Source organism: Streptomyces sp. NPDC028314 (genome assembly GCF_055565795.1).
Genome location: NZ_JBVHTP010000001.1, coordinates 296,445 through 311,966 on the forward strand (window position 1 = coordinate 296,445; position 15,522 = coordinate 311,966).

15 protein-coding genes are annotated in these 15,522 nt (G+C 72.1%); 9 read left to right on the forward strand and 6 right to left on the reverse strand.

The genetic code is table 11. The features are described 5' to 3' along the window. Positions 1-14 precede the first annotated feature (14 nt). Both ACZ4TG_RS01400 and ACZ4TG_RS01405 read left to right on the forward strand, forming a co-directional pair. Positions 15-2,483 carry a SpoIIE family protein phosphatase gene (locus tag ACZ4TG_RS01400; RefSeq protein WP_468159257.1) on the forward strand — a complete coding sequence of 823 codons (2,469 nt, stop codon included), beginning with the start codon at positions 15-17 and terminating at the stop codon, positions 2,481-2,483. 116 nt (positions 2,484-2,599) lie between these two features. Then, complete coding sequence (locus ACZ4TG_RS01405) at positions 2,600-3,400, forward strand: alpha/beta fold hydrolase (RefSeq protein WP_468159258.1); 801 nt, start codon at positions 2,600-2,602, stop codon at positions 3,398-3,400. Here ACZ4TG_RS01405 and ACZ4TG_RS01410 read toward each other — a convergent pair. After that, positions 3,369-4,472 (reverse strand): alpha/beta hydrolase, encoded by a 1,104-nt coding sequence (locus ACZ4TG_RS01410; RefSeq protein WP_468159259.1) that lies wholly within the window; start codon positions 4,470-4,472, stop codon positions 3,369-3,371. The two genes, ACZ4TG_RS01405 and ACZ4TG_RS01410, sit on opposite strands and share 32 nt — an antisense overlap. 130 nt (positions 4,473-4,602) lie before the next feature. Beyond that, positions 4,603-5,331 carry an SOS response-associated peptidase gene (locus ACZ4TG_RS01415; RefSeq protein WP_468159260.1) on the reverse strand — a complete coding sequence of 243 codons (729 nt, stop codon included), beginning with the start codon at positions 5,329-5,331 and terminating at the stop codon, positions 4,603-4,605. Positions 5,332-5,474: 143 nt separating this feature from the next. Here ACZ4TG_RS01415 and ACZ4TG_RS01420 point away from each other — a divergent pair, with 143 nt between their 5' ends. Continuing rightward, entirely contained in the window at positions 5,475-6,032 is a 558-nt protein-coding gene (locus ACZ4TG_RS01420; RefSeq protein WP_468159261.1) for a hypothetical protein, read from the forward strand. A 45-nt stretch (positions 6,033-6,077) separates the two neighbouring features. On the opposite strand, the gene ACZ4TG_RS01425 is transcribed toward ACZ4TG_RS01420, so the two are convergent. From ACZ4TG_RS01425 to ACZ4TG_RS01435, 3 genes are all read right to left on the reverse strand, one after another. Further along, entirely contained in the window at positions 6,078-7,118 is a 1,041-nt protein-coding gene (locus tag ACZ4TG_RS01425) for a hypothetical protein (RefSeq protein ID WP_468159262.1), read from the reverse strand. Positions 7,119-7,224: 106 nt separating this feature from the next. After that, a complete protein-coding gene (locus ACZ4TG_RS01430) occupies positions 7,225-7,665 on the reverse strand; it encodes a hypothetical protein (RefSeq protein WP_468159263.1) in 441 nt (146 codons plus the stop codon). 60 nt (positions 7,666-7,725) lie between these two features. Continuing rightward, complete coding sequence (locus ACZ4TG_RS01435; RefSeq protein ID WP_468159264.1) at positions 7,726-8,835, reverse strand: glutamate--cysteine ligase 2; 1,110 nt, start codon at positions 8,833-8,835, stop codon at positions 7,726-7,728. Positions 8,836-8,997: 162 nt separating this feature from the next. Here ACZ4TG_RS01435 and ACZ4TG_RS01440 point away from each other — a divergent pair, with 162 nt between their 5' ends. The 5 genes from ACZ4TG_RS01440 (at position 8,998) to ACZ4TG_RS01460 (ending at position 13,308) form a co-directional block, all read left to right on the forward strand. Then, positions 8,998-9,267, forward strand: a complete 270-nt coding sequence (locus tag ACZ4TG_RS01440; protein ID WP_468159265.1) for a GlsB/YeaQ/YmgE family stress response membrane protein — start codon at positions 8,998-9,000, stop codon at positions 9,265-9,267. Between the two features lie 47 nt (positions 9,268-9,314). After that, a complete protein-coding gene (locus ACZ4TG_RS01445) occupies positions 9,315-9,806 on the forward strand; it encodes a hemerythrin domain-containing protein (protein WP_468159266.1) in 492 nt (163 codons plus the stop codon). Beyond that, complete coding sequence (locus ACZ4TG_RS01450; protein WP_468159267.1) at positions 9,803-10,834, forward strand: cation diffusion facilitator family transporter; 1,032 nt, start codon at positions 9,803-9,805, stop codon at positions 10,832-10,834. Before ACZ4TG_RS01445 ends, ACZ4TG_RS01450 begins: the two co-directional genes overlap by 4 nt. A 196-nt stretch (positions 10,835-11,030) precedes the next feature. Next, entirely contained in the window at positions 11,031-12,542 is a 1,512-nt protein-coding gene (gene proP, locus ACZ4TG_RS01455) for a glycine betaine/L-proline transporter ProP (RefSeq protein WP_468159764.1), read from the forward strand. 82 nt (positions 12,543-12,624) lie between these two features. After that, a complete protein-coding gene (locus tag ACZ4TG_RS01460; RefSeq protein ID WP_468159268.1) occupies positions 12,625-13,308 on the forward strand; it encodes a DUF4230 domain-containing protein in 684 nt (227 codons plus the stop codon). Positions 13,309-13,348: 40 nt separating this feature from the next. Here ACZ4TG_RS01460 and ACZ4TG_RS01465 read toward each other — a convergent pair whose 3' ends face one another. After that, entirely contained in the window at positions 13,349-13,918 is a 570-nt protein-coding gene (locus tag ACZ4TG_RS01465; RefSeq protein ID WP_468159269.1) for a hypothetical protein, read from the reverse strand. Positions 13,919-14,154: 236 nt separating this feature from the next. On the opposite strand from ACZ4TG_RS01465, the gene ACZ4TG_RS01470 reads away from it, so the two are divergent. Beyond that, positions 14,155-15,486 carry a cytochrome P450 family protein gene (locus tag ACZ4TG_RS01470; protein WP_468159270.1) on the forward strand — a complete coding sequence of 444 codons (1,332 nt, stop codon included), beginning with the start codon at positions 14,155-14,157 and terminating at the stop codon, positions 15,484-15,486. Positions 15,487-15,522 lie beyond the last annotated feature (36 nt).

A 15,522-nucleotide genomic window follows, 5' to 3' on the forward strand; every position in this document is an offset into this window, starting at 1 on the left:
AAGCCGGACGCACGGTGAACAGTCCCCACTACGAGCACGGCCCGCACGGCGACGCGCCCGCGGGGGAAGCGGCGGACCGTGCGGTACCGGCTGCCCGCCGGTCCCCGCCCTGGGACGCGAGCGCGGTGGCGCGGCAGACGGCGGCCGTCGACGGCGGCGACGTGGGGCGGCTGGCGGCCACCGTGGAGCGGCTGCGCCGGGAGGTCCGCGCGGCGCAGTCGGCCGCGGACGGCCGGTCCCTGATCGAGATGGCCAAGGGCGTACTGGTCGGCAGGCTGGGCTGTGGCCCGACCGAGGCGGCGCGGCAGCTGGCCACGCTGGCGGGGCAGTCGGGCACGACCGTCCTGGAGCTCTCCGTGGAGATCATCAACCAGGCGGCGCGCGACCGGGTCAGCGACGTGGCCGCGGAGTTCCTGGACCGCGCCGCGGGCGAGCCGGGAGCAGGCCCGGAGGAAGCGACGGCCGTACGGCTGCGCACGGCCGAGAGCCGCCTGCTGTCGGCCGGCGACGCCCAGGCGGTGGCGGTGGCCCTCCTGGAGAACGCGCTGGCCCCGCTCGGGGCGCACGGCGTGGCCATCTGGATCGCCGGCTCCGACTCCTCGCTCACCCTGGCCGGTCAGGCCGGGTTCACGGAGGAGGAGGCGGGCCGCTGGCGCTACGTCCCGCCCGAGGTCGCCACCTGTGCGCGGCTCGCACTCATCGAGCGGGGGCCGGCCTTCGTCTCCCGCCTTTCCGACTCCGGGATGCCCTCCATCGGGCGCCGCCAGCACCCGCACGGCGGGCGGATAGCGGTGCCGGCCGGAACGGGCGGCCGTATCCACGGGGTCCTGGAGGTGAGCTGGCCGCAGCCGCTCGCGCCTCAGCCACCTCAGATCGTCCGGCAGATCGAGGCGCTGGCCGAGCTGTGCGCCCACACCCTGGAGGATCCCACGGGCGCCGGGACCCCCTCGGTGCCCGGTCCGCCGCAGGCGGGTGTGGCCGAACTGACCGAGCTCGCGGATCATCTGCACGATCCGGCGCTGGTCCTCACTCCGGTCCTCGGCCCCGCCGGAGGTCTGACGGACTTCCGGATCCACCACGTCAACGACCGTTTCACCGACCCGGCGGGCCGGCCGCGCAGTGCCGTGAACGGATCGTCGTTCCTCGAGGCCTATCCGATGGCTGCCGAGGACAGCGGACTCTTCGAGAAGCTGGAGCGGGTCTACGCGACCGGGGAGTCGTTCCAGACGCAGCGGATGACGCTGACCGCCTTCATCGACGACGTCCCGCTCACGGCCGTGGCGGACGTCAGCATCACCCGTCACGGCGCCGTGCTCCTGCTGATCTGGCGGATCGAGGACGAGACGGCGCGGCTGGCCAGCCTGCTCCAGCACGCGCAGCGGCTCGGCCGGATCGGCGGGTTCGAGGAGAACGTCGCCACGGGCGAGATCACCTGGAACGGGCAGCTCTTCGCGCTGTACGGCCGGCCCGTGGGCGCCGCTCCGGTGCCTCTGGAGGAACTGCCCGGGCTCGCGCATCCCGACGACGTGACCTCGATCAGCCGGTTCCTGCGGACGCTGCTGCACTATCAGCGCGACGCCTCCGTGGCCTTCCGCCTCCAGCGCCCGGACGGTGTCACCCGGCACATACGCATCGTCGCGGAGCCCGTCCTCGACGCCGAGGGGTCGCTGTACTCCGTGCGGGGTGCCTATCAGGACATCTCCGCGCAGCACTGGACCGAAGTGGCGCTCGCCGCCACCCGCGACCAGCTGGCGCACACCGAGGCGGAGTCGGCCGAACGCAGCCGGCTCGCCCTCCAGTTGCAGCACGCCATCATGCCCCCGGCGCCCGCGCCCCTGGAGGCACCGGGCATCCGCATCGGGGTGCGCTACCGGCCGGCCGAGTCGCAGGCCCTGATCGGCGGTGACTGGTACGACTCGGTCGTCCTGCCGAACCGGCAGGTGCTGCTGTGCGTCGGCGACGTGGCCGGGCACGGCATCGACGCGGCCACCGGGATGGTCGTCCTGCGCAACGCCCTGCGGGGTCTGGCGGTCACCGGGGCCGGTCCCGCTCAGCTGCTGACCTGGCTGAACGCGGTCGCCCACCACCTGACCGGCGATCTGACGGCGACCGCCGTGTGCGGGCTCTTCGATCCGGAGAGGCGGGTACTGCGCTGGGCGCGGGCCGGGCACCTGCCGCCCATTCTGGTGCGCGGTGCGAAGGCGACGGCGTTCCCGCTCAGCCAGGGTCTGCTGCTCGGAGCCGTGCCGGACGCGGAGTACGTCGAGGAGGAAGTGCAGCTCGAAGCCGAGGACACCGTACTGATGTACACCGACGGGCTCGTGGAGCGGCGGGACACCTCGGTGATGGAGTCCCTGTCCCAGTTGCTCGGCCTCGCCGGACGCGATGCCCCGTCGCTGGAGAGCCGGCTCGACCGCCTCCTGACGTACAGCAGGTCGGACACGGACGACGACACCTGCCTCGTCGGCGTACAGGTGCGCTGATCGATCCGCGCCAATCCGGCGGGGCTCCGGTGTCGAATCGAGGGTGGACGGCCGCTCCCGGGCGGTGCGGCCGTCTCCCGACTCCGACACATCCCCCCGACGGGAAGGAACCCCGGATGAGGCCCAGGTCTCCGCGCCCTTCGGCAGCACAGGCCGGGGAAGTCCCGGCCGCGCTGTCGCTCCACCGGCTGCCGGAGCGCCCGGCGGCCGCGGTGCTCGTGCTGCACGGCGGGCGCGCGGACGGCCTGGCCGCGCCGCCCGCGCTGAGCCTCCCCCGGCTGCGCATGCGGGCCTTCACCCGGGCGATCGGCCGGGCCACCGCGCTGGACCGGGTGGTCGTGGCCGAGGTCCGCTACCGCCATCGCGGCTGGAACGGCGCCCGCGAGGACCCCGTACGCGACACCGTGCGGGCCCTGGACGAGCTGCGCCGGGTGGCGGGAGCCGTACCCGTGGTGCTGGTCGGGCATTCCATGGGCGCCCGGGCCGCGCTGCGCGCCGCGGCCGCGCCGACGGTACGCGCGGTGGTCGGGCTCGCACCCTGGTGCCCGCCCGGCGAGCCGGTGGAGCACCTCGAGGACACGACGGTGCTCCTCCTGCACGACGAAGCGGACCGCGTCACCGACGCCCGGGCGACCTGGGAGTACCTCCGGCGGGCCCGCGAGCGGGGCGTGCGGGCCGCGGGCATCGTCATGCCCGGGGGACAGCACGCGATGCTGCGTCAGGCGGACGCGTGGCACAGGATCACGACGAGCACGACCCTGGGCCTGCTGGGCCTGGGCCCCCTCCCGGAGGAGCTGTTCACCTTGCCGCTCCCGGCGGCCTGGCCCGCCCGCCCGGCTCCTGGCGGGAGGGGCGGGCGGGGCGGGGCGGGCGGGGCGGGCGGGGCTACTGCTGGGGATCACCCAGACGGCCGCTGATCCACTCCAGGGCCGGGGGGATCTCCCGGCGCCAGGTGTTGAAGCCGTGGCCGCCGACGTCCAGCGTGATGGACGAGACGCGCGCGGGACCCTTGACCTTGCTGATGAACTGCTGGGTCGCCTTGAGGTTCGACTCTCCCTGCGCGGAGGTCGTGACCAGGAACGAGGACGCGGGCTGCGGCCGGTTGTCCAGGTGCCACAGCAGGTCGGATCGTTTCTCCTCGTCCTTGTTGCCGTGGAAGAGGTCGCCGGAGTCCCCGTCGATCTCCGGCTTGTAGTCCGCCGACAGGCCCACTCCGGCCGCATAGGTCTCCGGGTGCTGCATCGTCATCTTCAGCGCGCAGTAACCTCCCGTCGAATCGCCGATGATCCCCCAGTTCCGCGGGGAGTCGGGGACGCGGTAGGAGCGCGATATGGCCTTGGCGACGTCCGTGCCGAAGAAGGTCTCGCTCTGCGGGCCGCCGGGGACGTCCACGCACTGGGTGTTGGCCGGCCCGATGACGGGCCGCATCATCACCAGGATCATCGGCCGCGCCTTCTTCTCCTTGACCTGGGTCCAGGCGAACCTCGGGTACCGCAGCCCCTTGACCAGGTTCTCCGACATCCCCGGGAACCCGGTCAGGACCACGGCGGCGGGGAAGCGGCGCTGCTCGTTGCCCTGCTGGAAGTACTCCGGCGGCAGGTAGACGTACGCCTGGGCCGCGGCCCGGGAGCGCTCGCCGTGCACCATGACCGACTCGATCACGCCGCCCGCCCGCGGGTCCCTGCCGCCGGGCACCTCGGGAGCCTGGCGTCCGAGGACCTCCACGGCCGCGCCTCCCGGCGCCGCCGCGACCTGGCGCTTCTTCCCCGCCAGGTCGGCCCACGAGTCGTAGAGCAGGAAGGTGCGGTTGGCCACGAGCCCGACCGACGCGAACAGGAACACCTGGATGACGACGAGCACTCCCACCCGCCCCGACACCGCCCTCCAGCCCGGTCGTGCCAGCCTCGGCCACGCCCACACCGTGGCCGCGGAGACGAGCGCCGTGCACAGCACGACGCACGTCAGGAGCGTGGTACTCGTCAGACCCATGGATCGGTGACTCCTCTGCGACGTTCAGCCTGGACGCAACGGTCCAGAGCACCGCCAACCGGTGCGCACCACGCTAGAGCGCTGTTCGGGGCAAACCGTTCCACTGGCACGGCACTTGGCTGGTCCGGCCTCAGGACGCGGGGTCGAGGAGGTGGGGGCCGTTGTTGCGGACGCTGTTGACCGCGGTGGTCACCGCCCGCACCTGGAGCCGGCCGTCGGCCGGGGTGTGGAGCAGGGCGCGCAGGGCGTGGGTGTCCTCATGGGTGGGGTCGAGCCAGGCCTGGTAGTCGTCCGGGTGCAGGGCGAGGGGCATGCGGGGGTGGATCCGGCCCGCCGCGTCGGTGGCCTCGGTGGTGATGATCGTGGCCGTGGTGAGCCAGGCCGCCGGATCGTCCTCGTCGGGCACGGCGGGGTCGCGCCAGAACTCGTACAGCCCGGCCATGGCCATCACCGTGGCGTCCTCGGGGGTGATGAAGTAGGGCTGCTTGTAGGCCTTCGCGGTGCCGGTGGCGGGGACGGGCTGCCATTCGTAGAAGCCGTCGGCGGGGAGCAGGCACCGCCGTCCGGCGAACGCCTTGCGGTAGGCGGGCTTCTCGTGGACCGTCTCCACGCGGGCGTTGATCATCCGGGAGCCCACGCCGGGGTCCTTCGCCCAGGACGGGACCAGGCCCCAGCGCAGGGCGCGCAGTCGCCGTTCCACCGCGCCGGTTTCCCGGTCGGCGCGTTCGAGGACGGCCCACACGGGGTCGGTGGGAGCCACGTTCCAGCTCGCGGGCAGCGCCTCGCGGCCGTCCCAGCCGGCCTCGAACAGGTCGGCGAGGTCGGCCGGAGCGCGGGTGGAGGCATAGCGGCCACACATGCGTCCACTCTGCCACGCCGGCCCCATCCCGGGGGCGCGGCACGCGCCGGGGCCGCGTACCGGGAGCGTCGGAGGCCCCCGGCTGCGCGTGGGCCCCGCGGCATCTGTAGGGTGACCGCCTCAAACGATCATGGGGGTTCTCGATGTTCCGTTCCACCTTCCGCGGCGCCGCGGTGCTTGCCGTCGCCCTGGCCGCGCTCACGGTTTCCTGCGACGCGGATCCCGCCGCCCCGCCGTCCGCGGCTTCCTCCCCGGCTGCGCCTACGGGCTCCTCGCCGGTCGCGTCCCCGTCAGCGGGCGGGTCGTCGTCCGCGGCCGGGCCGTCGTCCGCGGGCACGCCGTCGGCTCCGGGCGTGGCCTCGTCCGGGGCGGCCGCGCCCTCGTCGAGCGCGCTCCCGGCCGAGAAGGTGCGGGACGCTTTCGCCGGGCTCCAGGCGACGCTGGGCGACTCCTGCGCGACGGACTGCGCGTACTTCCTCGGGCGGGTCTACGACGAACTCCACCGCATGGACCGGGCGATGAAGGCCGACCCGAAGGGGCCCGGGCACTTCCCCGAGCCGATCGCGCTCATCGCGAAGCTCGACAAGCAGCTCGACGGTGACCGCTCCTTCCCGAACCTGAAGGAGCACCAGAGCGAACTGACCGGAACCCGCGACAAGATCAACACCTGGATGCAGGGCCACCCGGACGACTACCGCTGATCCTTCCGCCGGGAGGGGGTACGGGCCGCCCGTACTCCCCCGGCGTCAGGGGCGCAGGGCCCCGCGCAGGGTCAGGCCGTGGCGGCGGCGCAGCCGGTACAGCTCCCAGCAGGACAGGGCCGTCACGGTGACGGGGGCGCCCAGGATGAAGACCGCCCGGACACCCGGCGGGACCTGCGGATAGGCGCCGGTGATCACGTCCATGAGGGCCATCTCCCAGACCAGGACGGTGGCGAGGACCGGCGGCACCAGCTCGTGGATGTCGGCGGTACGGAAGACGTGGACCAGTGACAGGCCGATGCCGTAGAGGGCGAAGCCGACCGACCACAGGCACAGCACCCCGATGACGATCTTTCCGGGCAGTCCCACCGCGTCCCGCAGTCCGCCCAGCTCCGGCGCCATGGCGATCGCGGAGGTGAACATGGCGGCCATGAGGGCCAGCACCGCGCCGAGCGGGCGCAGGGCCCGCCGCAGGTAGACGCGCCGCAAGTGGCCCCGGGCGGCCGCCGCGAAGGCGCCGACCACCACGGGGAAGGTGCAGGTCAGCACCAGGACACTGGACCAGCCCTGGTCGAAGCGGTCGGCGGCGGCGGCCTCGACGTCCGCCGCGCTGCTGACGGCGTTGTAGGTGACCATCAGCGACACCCAGGCCGCGAGGCCCAGCACCGTGCGCCACAGCTGGAGCTTGCGGACCTCGCGGTCCTCGACGATGCCGGGGCGCGAGGGGCGGAAGACCCTCTGGGCGGCGTAGAACGGGTTGAAGACGCCGCGGACGATCTTCTGTCGCCGGGTCAGCGGGACGGGCGGGGGCGCATACGGATACGACGGCGCGTACGGGTACCCCGGCCCCGGCTGTGCCGGATACCCCGGCGGGTACGAGTACCCCTGCGGGGACGGGTACCCCTGCGGGGACGGGTACCCCTGCGGATAACCGGGCGGCGGCGCGGACGGATATCCCTGCGGGGGCGGCGTGTACGGCGGGTACCCCTGCGGTGCGTACGGACCCTGCGGCGGCGGGCCGGGCTGCGGCGGACCTCCGCCGACGCCGGATGCCTCGCCGTACCCACCACTGCCGTACGCGTTCACTGCACGAACCCCCGCTGTCCCGATCCTGTCCTGCCGGACCCACGCATTTTAGGGGGTGTTCCGCCGGTCGGGCACGGCCCGTGCGGCCACCGGCGTACCCGGCCCCTCAGCCGGGCGGCAGCCCCCGCCACCGCCTGGAGCGGGAGATGAGGACCAGCGGCAGCCCGACCAGCCACGCCAGTCCGCCGATGACGATCACCCAGCCCCAGAAGGTCGAACCCCGGCCGAAATCGGGGTTCGTCCAGGCCAGGAGGAGGAACGGAGCGAGCACGAGGGCCGGCCCGGCGACCCACCACGTCAGGTAGGTGGCCAGTACCTCGACCACGCGCAGCGGAGAACGGCCCAGCATCTGGTAGGCCGTGGTCGACGTACTGCCGCCTGCGGCGTCCGTCGTGTACGTCGTACGGCCGACCAGTAGCCGGTACCGGCGCAGCGGTACGACGGGCATGTGGTTCAGGACGAACCACTCGGTGGCGTGATGGGTGCCGTCGGGGCGTTTGTGGCTGAAGCCGAGATACTTCGTGCCGATCCCGTTCCACGTGGACATGCCGCGCTCCCCCGCTTCGGTGCTGCCGCCACAGTAGGGGTAAGGGGCCGCCCTTCGCGGTCAGTTGCCGAGAGTGATGCGGGCGCACCGGGCCACCATGGCCGCCAGGTCGCCCCCTTCGCTCAGGAGGCCGCGCTGGATGCGCGCCCCGTTGCCCCGGGTCAGGAGCCGCACCAGGCCGGCCTTCACCAGTTCGGCGTCCCCGTTCTCCTCCAGGGCGTCCCGCACGTGGTCGTACAGCGCCCAGGCGACGGACTCGGGGGCGTCCTCCAGCATGGTGGCCGGATGGATCAGCGGTCCGTCGATTCCCGACCTGGCCGCCCGCCAGGCGGCGAGGCGGAGCAGGCCCGTGTCGACCAGGGACGGCGGTTCGCCGGCCTGCCAGGCGCGGGAGGCCGTGTCCACCAGGCCCCGTACCAGTGCGGCGAGCAGCACCGGAGTCGACGCGTCGAGGCACACGTCCGCCACGCGGATCTCCACCGTGGGGTAGGAGGCGGCCAGCCGGGCATCGAAGTAGATCATTCCCTCGTCGCGCAGCGCACCCGTCGCGACCATGGCCCGGACCCGCTCGTGGTAGCGGTCGGCCGAACCGAAGACGTTCACCGGGCCCGCCGAGGGCCAGCGGTTCCAGACCCGGCTGCGGTAGCTGCCGTACCGGGTGTCCTCGCCCTGCCAGAAGGGTGAATTCGCGCTGAGAGCGGTGAGGACGGACAGCCAGGGCCGGATCCGGTCGAGGACCGCCACCCCCTCCTCGTCGGAGTCCACCGACACGTGCACGTGGCAGCCGCAGGTCAGCTGTTCCTGCGCGGGCAGGCCGAACTGCCGGGCGATCCACTGGTACCGCTCGCCGACGCTGAGGGAGGGCTCCACCCGCAACGGGCAGGTGGCGAGTGCGGCCACCACCACGCCGGCGGTTTCGGCGTGCCTGGCGGCCTCCGCCCGCCAGCGGCGGATCTCTTCGTCCAGCTCGCCCATTTCCGTCACGGGCCGGGTCGCGAATTCGACCTGCTCCTTGTGCAGTTCCTTTTCCAGCGGGATCTCACCGCCGACTCCCGCCGCCCGGCCGTTGGACCGAATGGCCGAGGCCAGTACCGCTCCGGCGGATGCGGCCGGCTCACCCGTCCGCGGATCGACCAGCAGGAGTTCTTCCTCCACCCCGACACTGCGCATACGGTCCCTTTCGCTTTCGGTTGTCACTCGTCCGGCCCCTGCCGCCTGCCCACTTCTGCCGAGAGCACGCTTTGGGCGCGCGGTCGGCCGCCCGGGTTTGAATTCTGATGCGGTGAGCACCCGACGGAGGGAAGGAACTGAACGACCCGCTGAGGAGACATTGTGGGAATCATCGCCTGGATCGTCATCGGCCTGCTGGCGGGAATGATCGCCAAGGCCCTGTTGCCCGGCAGGGATCCCGGTGGTGTGATCGTCACCATCCTGATCGGAATCGCCGGCGCCCTCCTCGGAGGCTGGCTGGGCAAGGTCGCGTTCGGGGTCGATTCGATCGACGGATTCTTCGAACTCTCGACCTGGATAGCCGCGGTCGTCGGCTCGATGATCCTGCTGCTCGTATACCGGCTGGTATCCGGCGGAAGCCGCCGGCGCTAGCGCCGGCGAAAACGAAGAACGAGAAGAAGAACGAGAAGGAGTACTCCATGAGCGTGGATCAGGATGTCGTCGCGGTGATCCTCAAGGACCACCGCACCATGGAGGACCTGTTCCGGCGGATGCGGAGCGTGGAAGCCGACCGCGCCCAGGCCCTCAAGAAGTTCGCCGCACTGCTCATCGCGCACGGCGAGGCCGAGGAAACCGAGGTGTACGGGGCGCTGAAGCGGTTCAAGAACGTGGACGACGAGGAGGTGGAGCACGGGGCCGAGGAGCACGCCGAGGGCAATGAGGCCCTGCTGGCGCTGCTCGAGGTCTCCGAGGTGGGCTCCGACGAATGGGACGCGCGCCTGGAGGACCTGGCGAAGGCGGTGTCGCACCACATCGACGAGGAGGAGCGGACCATCCTCAACGGTGCCAGGGAGAACGTGCCCGATGAGCGCCGGGCCGAGCTGGGTGCCGCGTTCCTGCGCGAGCGGGAGAGGCAGCTGGCGTCGGACTGCGGAAGCATCGAGCACGTACGGGCCGTCGTACGGGGATGACGTCCGCCGACGCGGTCCCCGGCCAGGACGGCGAAACGGCGGGCGACCAGGACGGGCAGACCCGCATCACGGTCTGGGTGGCCCTCGCCGCCAACCTGGCCATCTGCGTGGCCAAGGGCATCGGCGGCGTCGTGGCGGCCTCACCGGCCCTGCTGTCCGAGGCGGCCCACTCGGTGGCCGACAGCCTCAACGAGGTGTTCCTGCTCGCTTCGGTACGCCGCAGCAAGCGCCCGGCGGACGAGCGGCACCCCTTCGGCTACGGCAAGGAGCGCTTCTTCTGGTCCCTGCTGGCCGCTGTCGGCATCTTCGTCACCGGAGGCTGCTTCTCGGTCTTCCAGGGCATCGAGGCCTTCCGCTCGGACCGTGCCGAGTCGCACGGCGGGTACGTGATCGGCCTGATCGTGCTCTTCGTGGCCCTCCTCGCCGAAGGCGCCTCGCTGGTCCGGGCCGTCCGCCAGGTACAGGGCGCGGCGCGGGCCGCCGGGCGCAGTACGGCCGAGGAGGTCCGCGAGGGCAACGATCCGGCGCTGCGCACCGTCCTGGCCGAGGACAGCACGGCCTGTGTGGGCGTCGTCCTGGCCATGGCCGGCATGGCCCTCCACATGGCGACCGGGGAGGTCGCGTACGAGGCGTGCGCCTCCATCCTCATCGGCGTCCTGCTCGTCTACGTGGCCTACACGCTCGGCAAGGGCGCCCGGGCCCAGCTGATCGGGGAGGCGGCGGACCCGGTCCTGCAGCGCCAGGTGCACGACCTGCTGCGGCAGCAGCCCGAGATCGACTCGGTGACCGCCTTGCTGACGATGCGCCTGGGACCGGAGTCGGTGCTGCTGGCCGCCGGCATCGATCTGACGGCCGGCTACGACAGCGAGACCATCGAGGACGCGATGGTGCGCATCCGCGAGGAGCTGAAGCGGCGCTGGCCCGAGCTCGACCAGGTGTTCCTGGACGTGACGGACGCCGCGGCCGCCGCTCGCGCGGCCGGTTCCGGCCGCCTTCCGGCGGGGTCCGGGCCGCCGGAGCCCGCGTAGCCGCCGTGTCGGCGGCGCGGCGGCGGCCGGAACGGCGGTCACACGGATGGGCCCGCCGACATGCCGGGGCCCACCCCGCCCCGAAGAATCAGAGGTCGCCGGAGTACCGGGGCATCCAGGCAGAGAGGCCGACACCATGGCAGGAGCACCTCGCCGCCCCCCGCCGCCGCGCCGCGGACACGCGTCGACCGACCGGATGGTGCGCACCCTGCTCCGCCGCCGCAAGAAGGCGCTCAGCAGCGCGGACGTGACGGTGGCCGACCGGCCGCAGGTACGCCGGGCCGTGACCGCCGCCGCGCTGGGCAACACCATGGAGTGGTTCGACTTCGGCGTGTACGCCTATCTGGCCGGGACGATGGGCAAGGTCTTCTTCCCGTCGAGCTCCCCCGGCGCCCAGGTCGTCTCGACCTTCGCCACCTTCGCCGCGGCGTTCCTGGTCCGGCCGCTCGGCGGTCTGGTCTTCGGGCCGCTCGGCGACCGGATCGGCCGGCAGAAGGTCCTCGCCGCCACCATGATCATGATGGCGGCGAGCACGTTCGCCGTCGGCTTCCTGCCGACCTACGCCTCCGTCGGTTTCGTCGCTCCCCTGCTGCTCCTCCTCTGCCGCCTGGTCCAGGGCTTCTCGACCGGCGGCGAATACGCCGGCGCCACCACCTACATCGCCGAGTACGCGCCCGACAGGCGACGGGGTTTCCTCGGCAGCTGGCTCGACTTCGGCACCTTCGTCGGCTACGCCATGGGCTCCGGCCTGGTCACGATCCTCACCCTCACGCTCGGCACGCAGGGCCTGGAGGACTGGGGCTGGCGCATCCCCTTCTTCATCGCGGGCCCGCTGGGCCTGATCGGCCTCTACATGCGGCTGAAGCTCGAAGAGACCCCGGCGTTCAAGAAGGAGGCCGCCTACGCGGTGGCGGAGGGCGAGGAGGCCGCGGAGCCCGGCGACGACGCCCGCGAGTCGGGCAAGGGACGCCTCAAGGAGATCTTCACCCAGCACTGGCACGCCGTGCTCATCTGCATGGGGCTCGTCCTCCTCTACAACGTCACGAACTACATGGTGACCTCGTACCTGCCCACCTACATGACCGTCACCCTGGGCGGGAACGACACCACGGCCCAACTGCTGGTCCTCGGCACCATGCTGCTCGTGGTCCTGACGATCACGACCGTGGGCCGCACCTCGGACCGCTGGGGCCGCAGGCCGGTCTTCCTGGCAGGCAGTGTCGCCCTGGTCCTGCTGGCCGTCCCGGCGTTCCTGCTGATCCGCGAGGGCGGCGTCCTGCTGCCCGCCGTCGGCTGCGCCGTGCTCGGACTGCTGCTCGTCTGCTTCGCGGGTACCGCCGCCTCCACGCTGCCGGCGCTGTTCCCCACCCGTCTGCGCTACGGCGCCCTGTCCATCGCCTTCAACATCTCCGTCTCGCTGTTCGGCGGTACGACGCCGCTGTTCACCTCGGCGCTGGTGGAGGCGACGGGCAACGACATGGTCCCGGCGTACTACCTCATGGCGGCCGGCGTCATCGGCTTCGTCTCGACGCTGTTCCTCCACGAGACCGCCGGCAAGCCGCTCCGCGGGTCCGGCCCCATGGTCGAGACCGCCGGGGAGGCGGAGAGGCTGGTGGCCCACAGCCGCGCGGCGGAGGGCAGGCACGCCAGGGACATCTGGATCCGCCTGCGCCACCCGTGGGCCCACCGTCCGCCTCGGGACCGCTAGGGCCGTCCCCTTGGCCTCGGCCCGTGCCACCCCGCGGCCCTCGGGGCGGTGAGGCAGGGCCATTCGGGGGCATCAGCATGGCATGGACAACTCATCGCTCGGTTCGGAGCGCGAGGCCGCGCCAAGGCGCCCCCGCCGCCTCGCGTGGTGGGGGCGGACCATCGGCGCGCTGGCGGTGCTGGCCCTGCTGCTCGTGCTGGCCGGCCGGTTCAGCCTGATACCCGGCTTCGGAGACCTCTTCCACGAGAAGACCGTGGACCGTTCGGGTCCCGTACTGCTCAAGTCGATCCAGGACATGCACCGTTACGAGGGCGCCGCGGGCAATTTCCAGGTGGTGGTCGACCTGGAGAAGGACGCCCCGTTCCTGCCGGACTCCATCCGCGGAACCCGGACCCTGTACATCGGGGCGGGCGCCGTCAGCGGCTACGTGGATCTGGGCCGGCTCACGGAGCAGAGCGTCACCGTGAACGAGGACCGCACGAAGGCGACGCTCCGGCTGCCCCATGCCGTCCTGGGCACGGCGGCGCTCGACCTGGAGCGCTCGTACGCGGTGTCCCAGCAGCGCGGACTCCTCGACCGGCTCGGCGACCTGTTCTCCGACAACCCCGCCGGCGAACAGGCCGTACAGCGCCTGGCCGTACAGCACATCACCGAGGCGGCGCGCGAGAGCGGCCTCGCGGAGCGGACCGAGAAGAACACCGCCGCCATGCTGGAGGGCCTCCTGCGCTCCCTCGGCTTCCGGGAGGTGACGGTCGACTACGCGTGAGCCCCCGGCGCCCGGCGGCCCCGCCCGGTGGCGGGCGGGGTCAGCTCTGCGGCTTCGGGCGGGTGGTGCCCGGCAGACAGGTCACGGCCGGGTTGTAGGTCGCGTAGGTGCCGCTGGGGTTGTCCTTCCACAGCCACAGGTGCAGGGCGTAGTGGACGGGCTGACCGGGGAAGTGGCCGCGCACGGGTCCGGTGAAGGGCTTCCCGAAGAGTGACGGGCGGTCGTCGTCCGTCGCCATGTCCTGGTCCTTGTCGTAGACCAGCCACTGGACGCCGACGAGGCGCTTGCCGCCGCGCCCGTTGTCCTCGTAGTACAGCGCGGCGGGCTTCGCGGGATCGACGGAGTTGTCGTACGCGTGGTTGAAGTGCGGGTAGCCGAGGGCGCCGGAGCCCGCCGGATCGGCGACGCAGTACTTGTCCGGTACGTAACCCGCCTTCACGGCACTGGAGTGCCGCTGGAAGGGGGCGGTCGCCCGGTAGGTGAGCGCTCGGGCGGCCGCTGCCCGGCCGTTGTCCGCGGCGGACGCGGCGGACGCGGCGGTGGGGGCGGCGGCGGCCGTCAGGGCGAGCGTGGTGGCCGTGATGAGGACCAGGGCGTTGCTGCGGGCCATGCGCGGACTCCTCGGTGGCGGGCTGGCTTCCGGGAGCAGCATGTCCGCGGGTCCGCCGGGCCCGCCACGCGGCGGGGGCGGTCGGCTGACGGCCATCCGGCTGACCGGAGCCCGGCATCGGGGCGCACGGCGGGCCGAAAGGGTCTGACTCGAAGGGACCAAGCACCGTTTTGCGATCGCGCCCATCGGGGAACCGCTGTGTCCACGGAACGCGAGTGTCACGGAGGGTGCGGAACATGACGCAGGAGAACGGGACGCCGGGCAGCGGCGGAGCACTGCACGACCTGGTGTCAGCCGTATCGAGGGGCGCGCCGGAGTACCGCTCGTGTCCCCACCCCGTGTACGCCGGCCTCCGCGAGCAGGCCCCCGTGGCCCGGCTGACGCCTCCGCACGGCGTCGACACGTACCTCATCACCCGTTACGACGATGCCCGGGACGCCCTGTCGGACCCGCGGTTCAGCAAGAACATGCGCGGGGCCATGGACATCTACCACGCCGTGTTCGGGGACACCTTCGACGCCCTGGACGACAACGTCCTCTTCTCGGACCCACCGCGGCACACCCGGCTGCGCCGCGTCCTGCGGAGCGCCTTCACCCCCAGGCGGGTGGAGGAGATGCGGCCGCGCATCACCGAGATCGCGGAGCACCTCCTCGGCGCATGCCGCAAGAGCGACCCGGTCGACCTGATGTCCGAGTTCGCGTTCCCGCTCCCCATCGCGGTCCTGTGCGACCTGATGACCATTCCGGAGGACGACCGGCCGGAGATCATGGAGCAGTTCGCGGTGGTGACGCGCTCCAGGTTCAACCCCAAGCTGAAGGCCGAGCTGAAGGCGGCCGAGCAGTGGCTGCAGAACCGGCTGGCGCAGCTCGTCGCGCACAGCAGGGCCAATCCCTCGGACTGTTTCCTGGGCGACCTGATCACGGCGGACGAGGCGCTGGACGACTCGGAACTCGTCTCGTCGTTGTGGGTCCTGTTCTTCGCCGGCCACAAGACCACCGCCTTCCAGATCGGGAACTGCGTTCTCGACCTCCTCCTCCACCCCGACCAGCTGGAGATGCTGCGCCGGCAGCCGCATCTGATCCCGGGGGCCGTCGAGGAGATGGTGCGCTTCGACGGGTCGGTGGAGACGTCGACCTTCCGGTACGCGACGGAGGACGCGGAGATCCGGGGGACGGTGATCCCCAAGGGCTCGCTCGTCCAGATCGCCATCTCCTCGGCGAACCGGGACCCCGGGAAGTTCGACTCCCCTGATGTGCTGGACGTGACCCGCGAGGGACTCCAGGGAACGCACCTGGGCTTCGGGCACGGCACGCACTACTGCCTGGGCGCGCCGCTGGCGCGCCTCGAACTCGAGATCGCGCTCTCCTGTCTCCTGCGGGAGTTCCCGGAGATGGAGCTGGCGGACGAGGAGGAGAGCAAGGGCGCCTGGCTCAAGGGGCCGGTGGCGGCGTTCCGGGGCCTGGAGCGGCTCCGGCTCGTACTGGAGCCCGCGCGGCCGGCCTCGAAGATCAAGCCGACCCCCGTGACGGCCGTGAACCCTGTGACCTCAGTGGTCTCCGGAAAGTAACCCGACGAGAGGGATGGTGAATGGGCGTGCAGGAAT

Coding starts and splice junctions, on each gene's coding strand:
- ACZ4TG_RS01445 (WP_468159266.1), top strand. CDS start 9,315: ATGAGCGTGGATCAGGATGTCGTCGCGGTGATCCTCAAGGACCACCGC.
- ACZ4TG_RS01405 (WP_468159258.1), top strand. CDS start 2,600: ATGAGGCCCAGGTCTCCGCGCCCTTCGGCAGCACAGGCCGGGGAAGTC.
- ACZ4TG_RS01450 (WP_468159267.1), top strand. CDS start 9,803: ATGACGTCCGCCGACGCGGTCCCCGGCCAGGACGGCGAAACGGCGGGC.
- ACZ4TG_RS01420 (WP_468159261.1), top strand. CDS start 5,475: ATGTTCCGTTCCACCTTCCGCGGCGCCGCGGTGCTTGCCGTCGCCCTG.
- proP (WP_468159764.1), top strand. CDS start 11,031: ATGGTGCGCACCCTGCTCCGCCGCCGCAAGAAGGCGCTCAGCAGCGCG.
- ACZ4TG_RS01460 (WP_468159268.1), top strand. CDS start 12,625: ATGGACAACTCATCGCTCGGTTCGGAGCGCGAGGCCGCGCCAAGGCGC.
- ACZ4TG_RS01435 (WP_468159264.1), bottom strand. CDS start 8,835: ATGCGCAGTGTCGGGGTGGAGGAAGAACTCCTGCTGGTCGATCCGCGG.
- ACZ4TG_RS01465 (WP_468159269.1), bottom strand. CDS start 13,918: ATGGCCCGCAGCAACGCCCTGGTCCTCATCACGGCCACCACGCTCGCC.
- ACZ4TG_RS01410 (WP_468159259.1), bottom strand. CDS start 4,472: ATGGGTCTGACGAGTACCACGCTCCTGACGTGCGTCGTGCTGTGCACG.
- ACZ4TG_RS01430 (WP_468159263.1), bottom strand. CDS start 7,665: ATGTCCACGTGGAACGGGATCGGCACGAAGTATCTCGGCTTCAGCCAC.
- ACZ4TG_RS01470 (WP_468159270.1), top strand. CDS start 14,155: ATGACGCAGGAGAACGGGACGCCGGGCAGCGGCGGAGCACTGCACGAC.
- ACZ4TG_RS01415 (WP_468159260.1), bottom strand. CDS start 5,331: ATGTGTGGCCGCTATGCCTCCACCCGCGCTCCGGCCGACCTCGCCGAC.